The organism is Chitinibacter fontanus, from assembly GCF_013423785.1.
Lineage (GTDB): Bacteria > Pseudomonadota > Gammaproteobacteria > Burkholderiales > Chitinibacteraceae > Chitinibacter > Chitinibacter fontanus.
Genome location: NZ_CP058952.1, coordinates 2,849,713 through 2,868,342, shown reverse-complemented (window position 1 = coordinate 2,868,342; position 18,630 = coordinate 2,849,713). Strand labels below are relative to the sequence as shown.

Here is an 18,630-nt window from a genome sequence, read left to right as displayed (position 1 = left end):
CTGTGTGCTACCAGCAACCCTGCTCAGTGCGCTTGTGTTGCCGAACATAGCGGCTGTCATTGAGTCGGACTTGATTGTCCTTATTGTGCCGACCGTTTTCTTTTCTTTTGTTGTTACTTATACCTACGCATACATTCAAATCAGAGCATTTAAGTGCCCTCGGTGTAAAAACTATTTCTCCCTGAAGCATCGATTTGCAACGTGCGGTGATGGCAGGTGTTGTGTTCATTGCGGATTGTCCGCATACGAAAAATAAAAACCAGATGATTGAGTATGCTCGCTAACTTCTCTCCTCAAATCCGCCAATACCTGATCATCACTGGCAACTACTGGGCCTTCACGCTGACTGATGGTGCTCTGCGGATGCTGATCGTGCTGCATTTTCATCAGCTCGGGTTTTCGCCGCTCAATATCGCTTTGTTATTCCTGTTTTACGAAGTGTTTGGTGTTGTCACTAATCTGGTAGGTGGCTGGCTCGGCGCGCGGATTGGCTTGAATAAAACGATGAATATCGGCCTTGGTTTGCAGGTGATTGCGCTGCTGGCGCTGACTGTGCCGAGCGCAATGCTGTCGGTGCCGTGGGTGATGGCGGCGCAGGCGCTGTCGGGGATCGCGAAAGATCTGAATAAAATGAGCGCGAAGAGCAGTGTAAAAGCGCTGATTCCAGCCGGTAGTGCCGCAGCCGAAGGCAAGCTGTATCAATGGGTGGCGCTGCTCACTGGCTCGAAAAACGCACTCAAAGGCGTGGGCTTTTTTCTTGGCGGCATCCTGCTCGCCAGCTTGGGTTTTGCGGGGGCGATGTGGGCGATGGCGCTGGTGCTGCTGGTGGTGTGGGTGGCTAGTTTGCTAAGTTTGAAGGCCGATTTGGGCAAGGCGAAAAATAAGCCCAAGTTTGGCGAGGTGTTTTCGACTAGCCGAGCAGTGAATGTGCTGTCGGCGGCACGGTTGTTTTTGTTCGGCGCGCGCGATGTGTGGTTTGTCGTGGCGCTGCCGGTGTTTATGGCGACGACTTTGGGCTGGGCGGATTGGGCGGTGGGCAGCTTCTTTGCTTGCTGGGTGATCGGCTACGGCATCGTGCAGTCGCTCGCACCGTACCTGACCGGCAAAAAAACCGGCAAAGTGCCCGATGGCCGTGCGGCGGTGGGCTGGGCTTTGCCTTTGTGCGTGTTAACTGCGGGTATTGCTCTGGGGATTAAATCTGATCTTAGTCTTGAGTTGATACTGGTGGGGGCTTGTTGCTGTTTGGCGTGTTGTTTGCTATTAATTCATCGTTGCACAGTTATTTGATTGTGAGTTACGCCAAGGAAGACGGCGCGTCGCTCGACGTGGGTTTTTATTATATGGCGAACGCGATGGGGCGGCTGATCGGCACGGTGTTGTCGGGCTGGGTGTTTCAAGTGGCGGGCTTGGCCGCGTGTTTGTGGATTTCCGTCCTATTTATTGCACTAGCTGCACTCATTTCACTGGGCTTGCCTCTGCATCGAAGCGCGGTCCGCACAAATCTCAGGTAATAAAAAACCGCAGCAGTGCTGCGGTTTTTTATGCCTTACTAATTTTGGTTTATTCTGCGGTCGCGAAATTGCCCAAAATGCGTAGCACTTCGGGTTTATCACGATGCTGATACAAAATCGTGCTATAGGTTTCAGGCAAATCCCAATGGCTGTGGATTGTCATCACATTGGTAATTTCGATGGTATTGGCTGCCCGCAATTCCTTGAGCGCAGCTGTGCCAAAGGCCGAACCATGACTCAATTGCAGCCATTCTGGGTTGTATTCCAATTGATAATGGGCATTGGCATCATCGGCGATCGCTTGGCGCAACGCGACCAATTCATCTCGATTACGTTTAAAACCAGTTGGTGTGCCCTGCTTTAGAAACAACACAATGGCTTCTACTTTATCTGGATCATTCTGAGCGACGGCATTGGCCGCTTCAACTGCACACAGCGCTAGCTCTTCCGGGAATGAAACGGCATTCGCATCAAAATGTTCAATTTCATAATCCAGCACCGCCAAGATCGCCGTGCGGGCAAACTTTGCATCAACCGTAACCCAATGTGTACCCATTACTGTCATGACTCCGCTCCTTGTAGTGGAATTCGTCCTTCAGTCTAGTGTGCCATGATTCACCAAGCATCACTATTGACTTGCGTCACCTGTACCGTCCACGACACTGCAACAAACACGCCGTAAGCGCTTTATTTTTAGCGGTTTTTCCATTGCGCATGACTGCAAGGTAAATAGTTGGCACTACAGCGAGCGCTTTTACGCTTGCCATCATGTAGTTCGCTGGCGCAAACTACAGCCAATGTTTAGTTATTTATTCATTTAGCTAAACATCATTTCAACCCCAAGGTGATCATGATGGCAGTGCTGGTTTTTTTTGATGAATCATTTCCCTCTGCAGGCGCACAACTTCCCCCCCTGCCTACTGAGCACAAACAATGCACTGCCGTGCAGCTAGCCAGCGCACTAGATTCACTCCCTAACCCTGCCGTATTGCTGCACCTGCATGGCCGTTATTTCCCGCGCACGGCGTGGCCTGCCCTGCAGCGCTTTCTGGCGCGCGGCGGGCATTTAGTCAGCTTGGGTGAACAGGCCTTTAGTGCGCCGGTGGATGAAGACGGCCACCGCCAGCCGCGTGCGGCGCTGTTTCGTCAGCTGGATATTCAGGAAATCCAAACCGTGGCGCTCGGTGCGGACTATCAGTTGGCCGCGGGCCACCCATTTAATTGGCTGAGCGAACATCTGGCGTGCTTTAACGCCGCCAATATCCGGCAAACCGATAGCTTTGTGCTGATGCCGACCAAACACAAAGATCAGCCGCAAGACTCCGGCTCGGCCGGGCCAATGGATGCGCGCATTTATAGCCTGCTGCAGTGCCAGCAAGCGCATCCACAGCTTGATTTAGCGGCGCAACACAGCGCCAGCCCGGTGGTAATGATCGAGCGTTTGCGCGGCGAGATGGCCGGGTCGCGGCAGATTTTTGTCAATCTAACGCCCAACGCCGCGTTTTGGCAGCACGGCGGGATGGCGATGCTGTTGCAACTGGCCCGCCATGCGCTGTGTGGTGTGACCGAATGGTGGCTCAAGCCCGATTTTGCCTGCTACGAGCCGGGCGAAATGGCCACGCTCACCTTGCAAGCCGAAGCACTGGGCGCGGCGCAAGCCGCCATATGGCAAGCCGACGTCACTGTGCACCACCATACTCAAGATGGGTATATCGCCAAAGCGATCTATCAAAATAGCGTTCAGCTTGATACCCATGGTGGCGGTATTCAATCGCTGCGCTTTACCCTACCCACGCCGATTCAAGCTGGCCGCTACAGCATCACGGTCGAGCTGAGCAATGACTTTGGCGACAGCCAAACTTTGCAGCAGGGCTTTTGGGGGCGTGATCAGGCTTTGCTCGCGCGCGGCAGCCAGCTGCGCGCCGGGCGCGATTATTTTGAACGCGATGGCGAGATCATGCCGATTGTTGGCATGACCTATATGGCCAGCGATGTGCATCGCAAATTTTTGCAGCTACCCAATGTGGCGCTGTGGCAGCAAGATATGGCCACGCTCAAAACGATGGGCGTGAACTACATTCGCACCGGCATCTGGAGCGCTTGGCGACAATTGATGTTTGTCGATGGCCACGCACAAGAAGCCTTGCTGCGCGCGATTGATGCCTTTATCCATACCGCCGCTAGCCTTGATCTGGAATGCTGCTTTACCTTTTTTGCCTTTACGCCCGAGGCTTGGGAAGGCCAAAACCCCTATCTCGACCCGCGTAGCCGCGCCGCGCAAAAGCGCTTTATTCGCAGCATTGTTGCACGCCATATCGACACCAAACGCGTGCACTGGGATTTGATCAACGAGCCTTCTCTGTTCGATCCGGCTCGCATTTTTGTCGGCCCGCGCAGCTTGGGCGATGCGGATGAAACCCGCGCTTTTGTCGCCTATCTGCAAGGCATTAACGCCGATATTCGCCACTGGCAATCCGCGTGGGATTTGAGCCCCAGCCAGCTGCCCGACTGGTCGGCCGTACGCGCACCGCAGCCCGACGACATTGGCATGAACACCACCGAAATCCGCCCCAAACAGCATGGCATTTGGCTCGATTACGCACTATTTACCCAAGCTGCCCATCGCGCATGGGCGGCCGATCTGGCCAGCAGCATCCGGCAAATCGCACCGCAAGCGATGGTGTGCGTCGGGCAGGATGAAGCGCTGGGGCAGCAGCGCCCTCACCCGTTTTTCTATGCCGATGTGGTGGATTACACTAGCGTGCATAGCTGGTGGCTGAACGACGCGCTGGCGTGGGATAGCCTGTTTAGCAAGACGCCACAGCGACCGAATCTGGTGCAAGAAACCGGCATTATGCACGTCGAGCGCGCCGATGGCCGCTCACGCCGCAGCGAGGCCGAGCTGATGCAGTTGCTCGAGCGCAAATATGCCTACGCCTACAGCTATGGCAATGCCGGCGCGGTGCACTGGATCTGGAATTGCAACTATCACATGGATAATCTGAACGAGTCGCATATTGGCGCCTGCCGCGCCGATGGCTCGCAAAAACCAGAAGCCGCGATCACCGCCGCCTTTGGTGATTTCTTTGCCAAGACAGGGGTATATCTGCAAGAGCGTTCTCTACCAGAGATTGCAGTCATATACCCATTTAATAATGATTACAGCAATCGCCGCAGCACGCTCGAGGCAACGCAAAATCTGGTGCGCCAATTCGGCTTTGAACTGGGCCACAATCTGCGCGCGGTCAGCGATCAGGATTTAAGCCATCTGCATGCCGCACCGCCCAAGCTGATTATTTGGCCTGCGCCGCAAAATATTGCGCCAGAGAGCTGGCAAGCACTGACCCAATTGCTGGCCGAGCAGCCGATCAACGTATTGCTGACTGGCCCGGCCACGCTGGATCAATATTTCCGCGCCTGCCCACGGCCAGAGCTTGCGCAAGCACAAACTCGCAATCTGAGCCGCGAAGAGCAAATCGACATCGCAGGGCAAAGCTATCGCGCCAGCTTTGGCGGCGAATGTATTGCGCGGCTCGATACCGGTTGCGGCGCGGCGGCCGAAGGCGTGCACGTACAGCGTATCGCAGTTGGGCGTGGGCAAATCATCTGGTGTCCATTGCCGCTGGAGCATAACGCGCGTCCCGAGCCATTACTGGCGCTGTACCAGCACGCACTGCAACTGGCCCAAGTCACGCCAGACTGGCAATGGCTGGGAGCGGCCCCGATCGGGGTGTTTTTACAAGCCCAGCATTTTGCCGCGCATACGCTATGGATTGCCGTCAATGAAAGCCAGCTTAGCCAAACCATTGCATGGCAAGACACGCGCACACAGCAGCGCTACCAAACTCAGTTACCCGCCGGCCGCGCCCGCCTGTGGCTGACCAACGTGCACGGCGCGGTTATTCATAGTCTGTGGCAACACCCAGTGGAGTGAATCGCATGAGTCTCAATCAACGCCCTGCCCGAGCGCAATTTAGCTCGCCCATCATCGAGGCCACACTGCGCCAGATTGCGGCGCAGATTAGCGATCCCGCGCTGCGCCAGCTGTGGCTTAATTGCTACCCCAATACGCTCGACACCACGGTGTTTTACCGTGAAGACGAACAAGGCCAGCCCGATACGTGGGTGATTACTGGCGACATCAATGCGCTGTGGCTGCGTGATAGCAGCGCGCAAGTCTGGCCCTACCTGCCGTTTGCCAGCCAAGATGCCGAGCTCGCTAAATTGATCGCAGGGCTGATCCGCCGGCAGGCGCGCTGTATTTTGCTCGATCCCTACGCCAACGCTTTTAGCTGGCCCAACGATTTTCCGCGCCCCAGGGCTGTGAGCAAAATCGACAGCGCACAAGCTGATCAAAGTGGCGAATGGCTGGGTGACCACACCACGATGTTGCCGGGTGCGCATGAGCGTAAATGGGAACTCGATTCGCTGTGTTACCCAATCCGCTTGGCGCACGGCTATTGGCAGGCCACGCAAGACGCCAGCGTTTTTGATGCCCACTGGCTGGCAGCGATGCGCTTGGCGGTCAGCACGATGCAGGCGCAGCAACGCAAACACGATGCCGGGCCGTATCGCTTTACCCGCACCACGCACTGGCAATCCGATACCTTGCCATGCAATGGCATGGGTAATCCGCTCAAGCCGGTGGGGCTGATTGCGTCGATGTTCCGCCCATCCGACGACGCCTGCATCTTGCCGTTTTTGGTGCCAAGTAATCTGTTTGCCGTGGTGAGCCTGCGCCAACTGGCGAGTTTACTGGACATTCATTTCCCGACCGCTCCGGCTACTGAGCACGACGATGGTACAACCTTGGCGCAGCGCTGCCGCGCACTGGCCGATGAAGTAGAAACAGCTTTGCACCAACACGCGCAAGTACAGCACCCCAAGTACGGCACGATCTGGTCGTATGAGGTGGATGGCTATGGCAATGCGCTGATGATGGATGACGCCAATGTACCTAGCTTGCTTTCGCTACCGTATCTCGATACAAGCCATAGCAATACTGAGGTCTACGCCAATACCCGTCGCTTTATTTTATCTAGCGACAACCCGTGGTTTTTCCACAGCGCCGATCAACAATTCGCCGGAGTCGGTAGCCCGCACACGCTGGCGCCGCGCATCTGGCCAATGAGCATCATTATGCAAGCGCTGACCAGCACCGATGCTGCTGAAATTTGCCGCTGTCTCGCGATGCTATGCGCCAGCGATGGCGGCACGGCGCTGATGCATGAGTCATTTCACCCCGATGCGCCCAGCGACTTTACCCGCGGCTGGTTTGCGTGGGCGAACACCTTGTTTGGCGAGCTGATTTTAAACATCGCTCAACAACACCCTACGCTGCTGGCCACGCCTGCGAAGGAGGCCGCATGAGCATTAGTTTACGTGAATTGGCTCAAGCCGCTGGCGTGTCGGTTGGCACCGCCTCGCGGGCGCTGAAACATCAGGCAGGCGTGTCAGAAGCAACGCGCCAGCAGGTGCTAGGGCTGGCGCAGAGCTTGGGCTACGATATTGCCCGGCTGCAAGCCAAACCGATTGAGCGGATTTTGTTTTTAATGCATGCCGATCACGCCACCGCCGCAGCCGCGCCGTTTTACGCCGAAGTGCGGTGCGGTGCAGAGATGGTCTGCGCCCAACAGGGTATTGAGCTAAAGCCTTTTAGTATCAATGCCTCCAGCTCAATACGCCGACAGGTATTACAGCAAGAGATTGATGCGATTTTGGTCGTCGGTTATATCGAGCCTGCCACACTGGCGGCGATTCAGGCGCTGGGCAAACCATTAACCATGGTCGATACCGCGGCACCGTTTGTGCCCAGCATCAACCCAGACAATCAGGCCGGTGCGCAGGCGATGACCGTACATTTAATCGCGAGCGGCCGCCAGCGTATCGCCTTTGTGTCGGGTTCGCTCGCGCATCACTCGATTCGGCTGCGCGAACGCGGCTATCGCATGGCGCTGTTTGCCGCGCAGCGTTTGGCCGACCCCGCGTTAGAAGTGCTGATCCCTGCTGGGCTGAGCTTACAGGCCGGGGTTGAACAGGCGCTGGATGAATTATTGAAGTTAGCAACGCCGCCCGATGCGATTGTCGCCTACAACGACTTGTGCGCACTGGAGATACTGGCGCAACTGCGCGCGCGTGGCGTGGCTGTGCCGCAGCAGATCGCGGTCGCCGGGTTTGACGATATTGCCGCCGCCGACGCATTGCAGCTCTCAACGATTGCCGTCGATAAAGCCGCGCTGGGTAGCGCTGGTATTACGCAATTGCTACAGCACGCCAGCCATCAAACTGTTCGCGATGAGCTGCACCCTATTGATCTGATTTTGCGCCACAGCACCGCCACAGAAGGAGCTAGCCATGCACTTGCCTGATTTCAAACAGCCCACCACCCTGCTCGATCATATCCGTCATACGCTGGGCTTTTACCACCCGCGCGCCATCGACGCGAGCGGCGGTTGTTATCACTTCTATCGCGACAACGGCACGGTGTATGACGCCAGCACCCGCCATTTGGTCAGCAGCACCCGCTTTGTTTTTAACTATGCAATGGCCTATCGGCAATTTGGCAATATGGAATATCTGGCGGCAGCTAAGCATGGTTTGGACTTTTTGCGCACAGCGCATCGCAATCCGCACACCGGCGGCTACGCATGGCAATTGCAATGGCAAAACGGCCAAGCGCAGATCGACGACGACACCAATCACTGCTACGGCCTCGCTTTTGTCTTGCTCGCTTATGCGCACGGCCTCATGGCTGGGGTGAGTGAGGCGAGCGATTGGCTAGAAGAAACCTGGCAAGTCATGGAAACACGCTTCTGGCAGCCCGAGTTTGGCCTGTATGCCGACGAGGCTAGCGCAGATTGGAGCCTAAAACCCTATCGCGGGCAAAACGCCAATATGCACGCCTGCGAAGCAATGTTGGCGGCATTTGAAGCGACGGGCGAGATGAAATACCTAGATCGTGCCGAACTACTGGCCGAGCATATTTGCAACCGCCAAGCGGCTTTAGCTGGCGGCCTGATCTGGGAGCATTACCACGCCGATTGGTCAGTGGATTGGGATTACAACCGCGATGATAAAACCAATATTTTCCGCCCTTGGGGTTTTCAGCCGGGTCATCTGACCGAATGGGCAAAATTACTGCTAATTCTGGAGCGCCATCGCCCCTTGCCTTGGCTGCTGCCGCGGGCTGAAGCACTGTTTACCACCGCGATGCAGCGCGCATGGGATACCGAACACGGCGGCTTGTATTACGGCTTTGCGCCCGACTTTAGTATTTGCGATAGCGATAAATATTTCTGGGTGCAAGCCGAAAGCCTCGCCGCCGCCGCCCTACTCGCGCAGCGCACCGGCCAGCCGACTTATTGGGATGATTATCAACGGCTGTGGGCGTATAGCTGGCAACATTTTGTTGATCATCAGCACGGAGGGTGGTGGCGGATCTTAACTGCTGACAATCGCAAATACAGTAATGAGAAAAGCCCAGCGGGCAAAGTGGATTACCACACGATGGGCGCTTGCTACGAAGTGCTCAATGTACTGGATCAATGAATTATTTGATTTTAATGAATCAGGGCATACTGGCGCCAAATCGATGCCATTATGCCCTAATAATTTTTTTAAAATTCAATTAAAAAACACATGACAAAAACATAAAGTAAATATTTACAAGCCAGCATTTAATACTTAACAAATTATTAATTAAAGTTCATGATTTACCCACACCATTTCTAAATCAAAACACAAAGTGGAGTCAAATCATGAAAATCAAACCAATTAGTTTTATCTGTGCAAGTTTATTTGCTGGCAGTAGTATTTCAGCCACAGCCGCAGTTCAGGTTGAGTTTTGGTCGCATGCATTAGGTGGCACTTATGATGCTTACCATCAGAAAATAGTCAATGATTTTAATGCATCACAAAAAGAAATTGAATTAGTTCACAAAGATCTCACGTGGGGCGGCATGAAACCTGCGATCGTTGCCGCGGTCGCAGAGGGCAAAGTACCTGGCTTGGTAATGGTGCCAGCCGAATGGATGAACGAAATGGCTCCTAAACTACTTACCCCAGTCACAAAAGAAATTGCACCATTTAAAAATCAATATACTGATGCCGCAATCCAAAACGCCAGCAAAAATGGTGAGATTTATGGTTTCCCTTCTTATCAAGTCACCGCAGTAATGGTTTACAACAAAGACATGCTGGCTAAGGCAGGGGTAAAGCCAGAATTTAATACCGTTGATGATGTATTTATTGCGGCGAAAAAAATAAAAGATAAAACAGGCAAACCGGGTTGGGCACCTAAATTGCAAGACGGTTTTCAAACCTGGTTTTTATTCCAAGGATTACCATTAGTCAAAGACAATAAAGCAGTATTTAATAGCCCAGCTCATATCGCTTTAGTGCAAAAATTTGCCGATGCTTATAAAGCAGGCATTATTGTCAAAGACACCAGCCTGACCTTTGATAAACAAATTGCTGGTTTTGCCAATAATAGTATCGGGATGTTTGCTGAAGGTGGCCATGCGGTTATCAAGATTAAAGATGCCAACCCACGCGCCTATGCTGCCGCTGGCGTAACCAGCTTCCCGCTCAATGATGCTAAAACCGCTTCATTTGGCGGCTGGAGCACAATGTATGTGGTACCGAAAGGCCAGAAAAATATGGCTGCGGTAGCCAAGGCGGCGCAATACATCACCAGCGATGCGGTACAGCTTGAGTTCTCGAAAGCGTCTAACACCTATGCATCCACTAAGAAAGCCAATGCAACACTGGCCAATGATCCGGTGATGAACGATCCGAATGATTTAGGCAAAGTTGCATTCAAAATGGGCGCACTCACCATTGATAAATCACGCCACTTCATGATCCGTGATGTGCCCGATGAAGCCATGATGCATAAATTGATGAACGATAAAATTGATGCCGCAATTCAAGGCCGCATTCCAGTCAAACAAGCGCTTGATGAAGCCGTTGCAGCTTGGAATAAACGGTTAGCGAAAAAATAAGTATTTGGGTTACGAGCAAAAGCGGGCGTCATGCCCGCTTTTGTCATTTCACCTACAACGCTTTCTTAGCAACAATAAAGAATGCATATTGAGCGTTTGAGGCTAAAAATAGAGCGTTCCGGCACAAACAGCTAATCAAGCACTTTGTATGATGACGGCTCACTTAGGAGAACCAGCCATGAAACAAATCGCACCTTTACTCATCAGCTTATTGTGCAGCTTTAGCGCGGTAGCAGCCGACTTCAAACTCACAAGCACTGACCTCATCGCCAATCAGCCCATGAATCAGCGCCAAGAATTTGCTGGTTTTGGCTGCAATGGTGGTAATCAATCTCCGCAATTGCAGTGGCAAAATGCACCGGCAGGGACGAAAAGCTTTGCCATTACGGTGTACGACCCTGACGCGCCAACAGGCAGCGGCTGGTGGCACTGGACAGTGGTAAATATCCCAGCGCAAATCACGTCAATTGCCGCCGGTACGGTGCCGCAGGGTGCACAACAAGGACGAACAGACTTTGGTACCGCAGCTTACGGTGGCGCATGCCCACCCGTTGGCGATAAGGCGCACCGTTATATTCATACGGTCTGGGCACTGGACGTGCCACAACTGCCACTCGATGCCAATGCCAGCGGCGCGCTAGTTGGCTATATGCTCAATCAGCATGCATTGGGTAAAGCCGAGCTGATTGCCACTTACCAACGCGCAAAATAAGCAGTGACTTGTTGCCGTCAGGCACCTAACTTGACGGCAAGCAGCTACCCGAGCCACTTTAGCAGCCGTATGATGATGCCTGCTTGACTTATTGGTCTATCTACATGAGCCAGATACAAATTCGCCAAATTCAGCAAAGTATGATTTACGCCAAATCCACTCAGCAACTCCGCCAAGTCAGCTGCTTGCAGCCCACCTTGATGCGAATTCGGCATGGTGAAAAACATATCTGGCTTAATGAACAAACCTATATCGCCCGCGCTGGCGATATTTTGATCGCCCCCGCAGGCCTGCAACTGACGCTGACCAATCAGCCTGATGTTCATGGCTACGCCTGTGAGGTGTTGACTATTGCACCAGGCCTGATCGAGCAATTTCGTCAAAACCATCCTGCTGCGGTGCAGACAGCGCTACAGCAAGCGCCCCGGCTGTGCGAGAAATTATCCGCGACCATGGCCCTGCTCTGGGATGAGCTATTTAATGCGATTGCCAACAATGAGCCCGTGGAACTAATCGAGCATCGCGCTGCTGGCTTATTGCTGGCGCTCACCTTATCTGGCTTTGCGACAGCACTGCTGAGCCATCGTGATGATACGGTGGCGCAGCGTGTGCAGATGCTGATTATGCTGGAGCCAGCGCGAGAATGGACGGTAGAGCTGATGGCCAAACAGCTCAATCTAGGCGCATCCACCTTGCGGCGGCAGTTACAACAGGAAGGCCAATCATTCCGTGAAATCTTGGAACGCATCAGACTCAATATCGGGCTTGGGCTGATCCAAACCTCCAAACACGCGATCGGCCAGATTGCCCAGCAGTGTGGATATCAATCGGCCTCACGATTTAGCGCTCGTTTTCAATTGCAATTTGGCATAAAACCGCTGCAATTGCGCGCCACAATCAACTAGTCAGTCGTGGCTATCAGCTTGGGTTGGCGAACTGATCCGCAGGCAGTTGCTGGCTTAAGCTCTGCTTTTGGCTCACTGCAGCTCCTAATAGGCCAAAACCCAGCACCGCCCCAGCGGCATCAACAAAGCGTGCGCTCATCCCCTGCGCATCCTCATCTATCTGCCATTCCCCTTGCGCCCCCATCGCGGGTGGTGCAAGCACAGCGGGGCACGCCGGAGTTTTCACCACAACAGGCATAGGAGGGTATTTCACGCTAGTGCTTGTACCAGCTAAGGTTGCAGCCAATGCCCTAGCCTGCTGCATAATCGGCATCACAAATGGCAGGCTTAAGCCAGCGACCTCGGCGCAATCGCCTAAGGCATAGATGTGTACCTGCGAGCTTTGCAATTGCCGATCAACCACCACGCCCCGATTCACCTGTAAACCCGCTGCTTGCGCCAATTGGGTCCGCGACCGCAAGCCCACTGCAGATAAAACCACGTCAGCACACATCATCGCACCATCACTCAAGGTCAATTGATAAGCATGCTTATGTTTATCGACAGACTGCGCTGCCACACCAAATCTGAACTCCACGCCTGCGGCACTCAGCCGCTGTGCGTAGTGTTTTCCAGCCTCAGCAGGTAACAGACGGGCTAAGGGCCAATGTGCGGGGTCTAACACGATCGGCTTCATTCCCAACGCCAATAAATCATTAGCAAATTCACAGCCAATTAAACCCGCGCCCAAAATAGCCACCGTCTTGGCGCCATGCAAGGCTTGGCTAAAGCGCACAAAATCGTCCAGATCGTTGACACTCAATACCTGATCGGCAGCATTACCCGCCAGCGGCAAGCGAATTGGATCGGCCCCCAGCGCCAACACTAAGTCTCGGTAAGCCAAAATAGTGTCATCGCACAAATGAATTTCTTTTAGCGCCGGATCAATACTGCGCACCTGAGTATGCGGAAAAATAGTCGCATCCAGTTCTGCCGCCATAGTCTCGGCCGATTTCATCAATAACTGAGCCGCTGATTTTTTATTGGCCAGCGCATTGGACAACATCGGCTTGGAATAAAACCCGGCATGATCCCGCGAGATCACCGTTAACGGCGTCGTGGTATCCAGCTTGCGTAATTCGCGTGCCAAGCTGTAGGCGGCCAAACCGCTACCGATAATGATGATGGGGGCAGTCATGAAAACTCCTTAATCAATGCCATGAACCGGCCACACTGCATGCAGCGAGCCGGGTCGCGCTTTATTCAATATCTGCAATTAGATTTCAATCATCTCGAAATCGGCCTTAGCGACACCACAGTCTGGGCAAGCCCAATCTTCGGGAATATCGGCCCAGGCCGTGCCGGGTGCGATGCCCTCTTCGGGCAAACCTGCTGCTTCGTCGTAAATAAAACCGCACACAATACATTGCCATGTTTTCATTGGATTACTCCTAAAGATTAAATATTGTTGAATTATTCAAACCGCTCATTGAGGCACGCTAGGCTATGCCGCAATTTGCCGCTTAGCCCGCCAATTTATCGAGCGCAGCCTGATAATGATTGGCGTGGCGCTCTTCGACTTTGGCGAGTGCAGCAAAGCGTTTAGCGGCTTTTTCCAAGACAGCTTTGAACATTTCGGCGTGCTCTTTCGATTCAACAATTTGTTCATCAATCTCGGCCACCGCATCGTGACGCCCTTCTTCTAGCGCAGCATGGCGAAAGCTGGGGTACATCTCGGTGTATTCGTAGGTTTCGCCTTCGATTGCAAATTGCAACGCTTTGGCCGGGGTCATTTTGTCTTTAGGGAATAAGAGATCAAGGTGTCCAAACGCGTGCATGACTTCTTGATCGACGGTGGCTTCAAAGGCTTCTGCGGTCGCAATATCGCCCATCTCACGACAGAGCTTGGCGAAATAGCGGTATTTGATATGTGCCATGGATTCGCCAGCGAACGCGGCTTCCAGGTTTTGGATAGTAACTGATCCAGCTTGATGAAATGGTGATGCCATAATTTAGCTCCTGTTAAATCAGTGCTTTAAGGGCTAGCGCCACAGCACTGGTGTCGATGAGCAAATCTTATGGCATCACATTAAATAGATCCAGTTAATTGTTTACATACATACGGTAGATTTTTACTATCAAACAATCTCGGCATCTTGCAGCCAAGTCACCTTGGGCATATTGGATTGCAATATCGCCGCGCGTAAAGCAGCAATCGCCGCAATGCGTGGGAAATTACGTCGCCAAGCCATCACGACACGCCGCGTCGGCGCAGGCTCGGCAAATGGGCGAATACTGAGCAAAGCATCATCAGCGGCACTCACCGAGGTAGCAGGCAGTACCGTTACCCCAATGCCACCGGCCACCATGTGGCGAATCGTGGTCAACGATGAGCCTTGCAGCGTGCGCTGCAAGCCACCACTACCAATACTTTCACGATTCAAATCTGGGCAGGTTTGCAATACCTGGTCGAGAAAGCAATTGCCTGGCGAGAGCAGCAGTACATTTTCTTCTGCCAATTGCTCGGCGGAAATTTCAGCAAATGCTTCCCAAGCATGCCCCCTAGGGGTAGCAACCACAAACCCTTCTTCATAAATAGCTTGCGTGGCAATACCACCCTCGTGAAATGGCTCCGCAACAATTGCCACATCAATCTCACCTTGCTTGAGCATTTCGGCCAAACGCGCGGTGTAGTTTTCTTCCAGCAGCAATTGCATTTGCGGCGCACGCTCGCGCAAGCGCGGAATTAGGTGCGGCAATAGATAAGGGCTAATGGTGTAAATCACCCCTAAGCGCAAACTACCAGCCAGCGGATCTTTGCCCTGCTCGGCTAATTGCTTCACCACTGAAACTTCTTCTAGCACTCGTTGAGCTTGTTCGACAATGCGCTCACCATTGGCCGTCAGTGTGACATCACCGGACGAGCGCTCAAACAGCGTGACGCCCAGCTCATCTTCGAGTTTTTTGACCGCCACCGACAAGGTCGGTTGTGATACAAAACAGCTATTAGCGGCACGGCCAAAGTGGCGCTCGCGCGCCACGGCAACGATATAGCGTAATTCGGTCAGGGTCATCGCCATTGATTCCTACGAATTTCAGACAACTGAAGGCGCAGCAAATACCATGTCATCGCGATCAAACCGAGGCTGGCCACCACAATCCAGATCGGCATCGTAATGCCGAGCAAGAGAAAATCAATATTTGCACAATCCCCCACTGGGCGAATCACCGCAGCAATCCAGCTCGGTAAGGCGTTTAAGTCAATCGGGAACGGCAGGCTAGAAGCGCAACTCACTGTAGGGTCTTTCGGGCCATATTGCATCCAAACATGGCGCAGGCCGGTAATGGCGCCAAAGCCCGCCCAAGCCGTGAGCAAAGCACCATAGACATACACCCCAGTTCGAGTGCGTGCGGGCCGCACCACTGCCAGCAGGGCAAACAGGCCAAAACCGATGATGGCGATACGCTCATACACGCACATCAAGCAAGGCATCAACCACTGATAAAATTGGTGGTACAGCGCAAAACCAATCATGCCGGCACACGCTACAAACAGCACGCCAAACCCGAGTCGCCAGCGTAGTAAATTCATGCCGGATCTCCGCGCAAATAGAAAAGAACTATTCTAACGCTTATTTAGAGTCGTTCGCAGCTAGAAAATCACGTAATTGTTGCTCTTTCTGCATTGCGTCGTGATAGCCCAAAGCAATCAATTTGCGCGAATACGGGCCACAAAAAAGTAAATAGCTCGCCAGCACCGAGCCTTGCCGGCGAAATGCGCCCAAACCACCCAGAAAAAATCGCATACCCAGTGAAAACTCACGGCGAAATGGTAAGGTCAGTTTTTCCAGTGCTTGTGATGGTGCAATGGTCAGCACTTCGACGGGCCGCAAATTAAGCTGGGCTTGTTCGCGCACTTCCGGTGCAATACAGGCAATGGTGCGATTGATCCGCGTAATACGCTCCAGATCGGTTTCTAGCGAATCCAGAAAAATACTATTCATCAACTGGCCGCTCACTTGCGCGAGAGTTGGGTAGGCGCTGCCATGCTGACGAGCCGGGTTTTCCGGTGCTTGTGGTGCCACCCCGATTACGAGCACTCGTCTGGCTCCCATGTGAATCGCAGGGCTCAGCGGGGCAATTTGCCGCACCGAGCCATCACCAAAATATTCACGATGAATATGCTCTGCGGGAAAAACCAGGGGTATCGCGCTGGAAGCCATTAGGTGCGAGATGTTGAGCTCGGTGCGTACCCCAATGCGTGAAGCGCGTTGCCAAGCCTCCACCTCCGGCGCCCCCTGAAAAAACGCCACGGATTGCCCAGAGCTATAACCCAGCGCAGAAATGGAAACTGCACGCAAAGCGCCTGAATCAATATTGCGCTGGATTTGCGTAAAATCGACGGTGCGCAACAAAAAATCACGCAGGGGTGAATTATCCAAAAATGAGCGCGGATTATGCTTACCCAAACCACCCAGCAACAAAGCTCCAAGCCAATGAGCCCCCGTTTTTAATAGGCAGCGCAGTGAGCCGTGGTAAATGTATTCCGGTTGCAGGTTTTGCCACATCCGCGCCAGCGAAAACACTGCATGGCGAAACTGCCCTGCCCCCATCGCCAAACCGGCAGCATTAATTGCCCCCGCCGAAGTACCACAAATAATAGGAAAAGGATTGGGCGCATGCTGAGGTAATAGTTTGGCGATCGCCAGCAAGACCCCTACTTGATACGCCGCCCGGGCGCCGCCACCGGATAAAATCAACGCCGTATCGGGTGCTGCATTAAAGGCTCTTTTCATGCTGGCTCCCCAGCCCACCTCAGGGACAGTGGGTTTATTACTTTCAAGCTAGCTGGCTATACTCGATTCATCAATCATGCAACGCAGCATTGACAATTCGATACACAAAACATCTTTTGTCATATTACAAGCCCATAGTCGAAAAACTTGCATTTCGGTATAATGCTTTTTTGGCGAAAAGGATTTAGCTCATGCGCATTGTGCAAAAAGCCCTCACGTTCGACGACGTTTTGCTCGTCCCAGCCCATTCAAACGTGATGCCACGCGATGTCTCGTTGGCAACCCAGTTCACGCGCGGTATCCGCCTGAACCTCCCCCTTGTATCTGCAGCGATGGATACCGTAACTGAAGCGCGCTTGGCCATTGCCATGGCGCAAGAAGGCGGCATCGGTATCATTCACAAAAACATGACCGGCGAGCGCCAAGCTCAGGAAGTAGCCAAAGTAAAACGCTACGAATCCGGCATTGTGAAAGACCCAGTTACCGTCGCGCCAAGCATGTTGGTGCGTGATGTCATCGCGCTGACTCGCCAGCACAAAATTTCCGGTCTGCCAGTGGTAGAAAACGATAGCGTAGTCGGTATCGTTACCAACCGTGACCTGCGCTTTGAAACGCGTCTGGATGTGCCTGTTTCTTCGATCATGACACCAAAAGATAAATTGGTGACCGTGAAAGAAGGCACCAGTATCGAAGACGCTCGCACGCTGATGCACGAACACCGCCTTGAGCGCGTATTGGTGGTGGATGACGCCTTCAAGCTCAAAGGCCTGATTACTGTTAAAGACATTATCAAAACCAGCGAACACCCACTGGCGGCGAAAGACGAGCAAGGTCGCTTGCGCGTTGGCGCTGCGGTTGGCGTAGGCGCTGGTACCGATGAGCGCGTCAAATTACTGGTAGAAGCTGGCGTTGACGTGATCGTAGTTGACACCGCCCACGGTCACAGCCAAGGCGTGCTTGATCGTGTGAAATGGGTTAAAACCAACTTCCCGCAAGTTCAGGTGATTGGTGGCAATATCGCCACAGCCGCTGCCGCATTGGCGCTGGTTGAAGCTGGCGCAGATGCCGTTAAAGTGGGTATTGGCCCAGGCTCGATTTGTACTACCCGTATCGTTGCTGGCGTAGGCGTACCGCAAATTTCTGCGGTGGCCAATGTAGCTGATGCACTGGCTGGCACTGGCGTGCCATTGATCGCTGACGGTGGTATCCGCTTCTCAGGTGATATCGCTAAAGCCATCGCTGCGGGTGCGCACATGGTAATGCTTGGCGGCTTGTTCGGTGGTACGGAAGAAGCACCGGGTGAAGTTGAGCTGTACCAAGGTCGCTCATACAAGAGCTACCGCGGCATGGGCTCGCTGGGTGCGATGGCAGGTGCAAACGGCTCATCCGACCGTTACTTCCAAGATAAAACCGCTGACGCGGATAAATTGGTACCGGAAGGTATCGAAGGCCGCGTACCGTACAAAGGCCCATTGACTGCGGTGATCCACCAATTGGTGGGCGGCCTGCGCTCATCAATGGGTTACCTCGGTTGCGCTACGATTGACGATGTTCACGCCAAAGCGGAATTCGTCCAAATCACTGCCGCCGGTATCCGTGAATCGCACGTTCACGACGTACAAATCACCAAAGAAGCGCCGAACTATCATCAGGACTAATCGTCTTGATCGCTTCGCCAAAAACCGCCTTTCGAGGCGGTTTTTTTATTGCCGGTATCGCCATCAA

Annotated in this window: 17 protein-coding genes; 10 read left to right on the top strand and 7 right to left on the bottom strand. The window is 53.4% G+C overall.

Features of this window, described 5'->3' with window-relative positions; translation table 11 throughout:
* Positions 1-273: 273 nt before the first annotated feature.
* Both arsJ and HZU75_RS17475 read left to right on the top strand, forming a co-directional pair.
* Positions 274-1,287 (top strand): organoarsenical effux MFS transporter ArsJ, encoded by a 1,014-nt coding sequence (gene arsJ, locus HZU75_RS13715; RefSeq protein WP_228028069.1) that lies wholly within the window; start codon positions 274-276, stop codon positions 1,285-1,287.
* A complete protein-coding gene (locus tag HZU75_RS17475; protein ID WP_228028068.1) occupies positions 1,284-1,511 on the top strand; it encodes a hypothetical protein in 228 nt (75 codons plus the stop codon). Before arsJ ends, HZU75_RS17475 begins: the two co-directional genes overlap by 4 nt.
* A 49-nt stretch (positions 1,512-1,560) precedes the next feature.
* On the opposite strand, the gene HZU75_RS13710 is transcribed toward HZU75_RS17475, so the two are convergent.
* Positions 1,561-2,076, bottom strand: coding sequence for a hypothetical protein (locus HZU75_RS13710; protein ID WP_180306576.1), 516 nt, complete (start codon positions 2,074-2,076; stop codon positions 1,561-1,563).
* Between the two features lie 285 nt (positions 2,077-2,361).
* On the opposite strand from HZU75_RS13710, the gene HZU75_RS13705 reads away from it, so the two are divergent.
* From HZU75_RS13705 to HZU75_RS13675, 7 genes are all read left to right on the top strand, one after another.
* Positions 2,362-5,445 carry a glycoside hydrolase 5 family protein gene (locus HZU75_RS13705; RefSeq protein WP_180306575.1) on the top strand — a complete coding sequence of 1,028 codons (3,084 nt, stop codon included), beginning with the start codon at positions 2,362-2,364 and terminating at the stop codon, positions 5,443-5,445.
* 5 nt (positions 5,446-5,450) lie between these two features.
* Entirely contained in the window at positions 5,451-6,881 is a 1,431-nt protein-coding gene (locus HZU75_RS13700; RefSeq protein ID WP_180306574.1) for a glycoside hydrolase family 125 protein, read from the top strand.
* A complete protein-coding gene (locus HZU75_RS13695) occupies positions 6,878-7,879 on the top strand; it encodes a LacI family DNA-binding transcriptional regulator (protein WP_180306573.1) in 1,002 nt (333 codons plus the stop codon). The genes HZU75_RS13700 and HZU75_RS13695 overlap by 4 nt, the downstream gene beginning before the upstream one ends.
* Positions 7,866-9,059, top strand: coding sequence for an AGE family epimerase/isomerase (locus HZU75_RS13690; protein WP_180306572.1), 1,194 nt, complete (start codon positions 7,866-7,868; stop codon positions 9,057-9,059). The genes HZU75_RS13695 and HZU75_RS13690 overlap by 14 nt, the downstream gene beginning before the upstream one ends.
* Positions 9,060-9,268: 209 nt before the next feature.
* The gene (locus HZU75_RS13685; protein WP_180306571.1) at positions 9,269-10,513 is read left to right on the top strand and encodes an ABC transporter substrate-binding protein; all 1,245 of its coding nucleotides are present in this window, start codon (positions 9,269-9,271) and stop codon (positions 10,511-10,513) included.
* Between the two features lie 178 nt (positions 10,514-10,691).
* Positions 10,692-11,225: a YbhB/YbcL family Raf kinase inhibitor-like protein gene (locus HZU75_RS13680; RefSeq protein WP_180306570.1), complete on the top strand. Its 534-nt coding sequence runs from the start codon at positions 10,692-10,694 to the stop codon at positions 11,223-11,225.
* Positions 11,226-11,329: 104 nt separating this feature from the next.
* Positions 11,330-12,130, top strand: coding sequence for an AraC family transcriptional regulator (locus tag HZU75_RS13675; protein ID WP_180306569.1), 801 nt, complete (start codon positions 11,330-11,332; stop codon positions 12,128-12,130).
* A 13-nt stretch (positions 12,131-12,143) separates the two neighbouring features.
* On the opposite strand, the gene HZU75_RS13670 is transcribed toward HZU75_RS13675, so the two are convergent.
* The 6 genes from HZU75_RS13670 to HZU75_RS13645 all read right to left on the bottom strand — a co-directional run bounded on the left by HZU75_RS13670 (position 12,144) and on the right by HZU75_RS13645 (position 16,905).
* Positions 12,144-13,307, bottom strand: coding sequence for an NAD(P)/FAD-dependent oxidoreductase (locus tag HZU75_RS13670; protein WP_180306568.1), 1,164 nt, complete (start codon positions 13,305-13,307; stop codon positions 12,144-12,146).
* Between the two features lie 78 nt (positions 13,308-13,385).
* Complete coding sequence (locus HZU75_RS13665) at positions 13,386-13,550, bottom strand: rubredoxin (protein ID WP_180306567.1); 165 nt, start codon at positions 13,548-13,550, stop codon at positions 13,386-13,388.
* An 82-nt stretch (positions 13,551-13,632) separates the two neighbouring features.
* The gene (locus tag HZU75_RS13660) at positions 13,633-14,118 is read right to left on the bottom strand and encodes a rubrerythrin family protein (protein WP_180306566.1); all 486 of its coding nucleotides are present in this window, start codon (positions 14,116-14,118) and stop codon (positions 13,633-13,635) included.
* Positions 14,119-14,247: 129 nt separating this feature from the next.
* Positions 14,248-15,183: a hydrogen peroxide-inducible genes activator gene (locus HZU75_RS13655; protein WP_180306565.1), complete on the bottom strand. Its 936-nt coding sequence runs from the start codon at positions 15,181-15,183 to the stop codon at positions 14,248-14,250.
* A complete protein-coding gene (locus HZU75_RS13650) occupies positions 15,180-15,701 on the bottom strand; it encodes a disulfide bond formation protein B (protein ID WP_180306564.1) in 522 nt (173 codons plus the stop codon). Before HZU75_RS13650 ends, HZU75_RS13655 begins: the two co-directional genes overlap by 4 nt.
* A gap of 40 nt (positions 15,702-15,741) precedes the next feature.
* On the bottom strand, positions 15,742-16,905 hold the full coding sequence (locus HZU75_RS13645) for a patatin-like phospholipase family protein (protein WP_180306563.1): 1,164 nt from the start codon (positions 16,903-16,905) through the stop codon (positions 15,742-15,744).
* 191 nt (positions 16,906-17,096) lie between these two features.
* Between HZU75_RS13645 and guaB the strand changes: the two genes are divergently transcribed.
* Positions 17,097-18,563 carry an IMP dehydrogenase gene (gene guaB / locus HZU75_RS13640; protein ID WP_180306562.1) on the top strand — a complete coding sequence of 489 codons (1,467 nt, stop codon included), beginning with the start codon at positions 17,097-17,099 and terminating at the stop codon, positions 18,561-18,563.
* Positions 18,564-18,630: the final 67 nt, after the last annotated feature.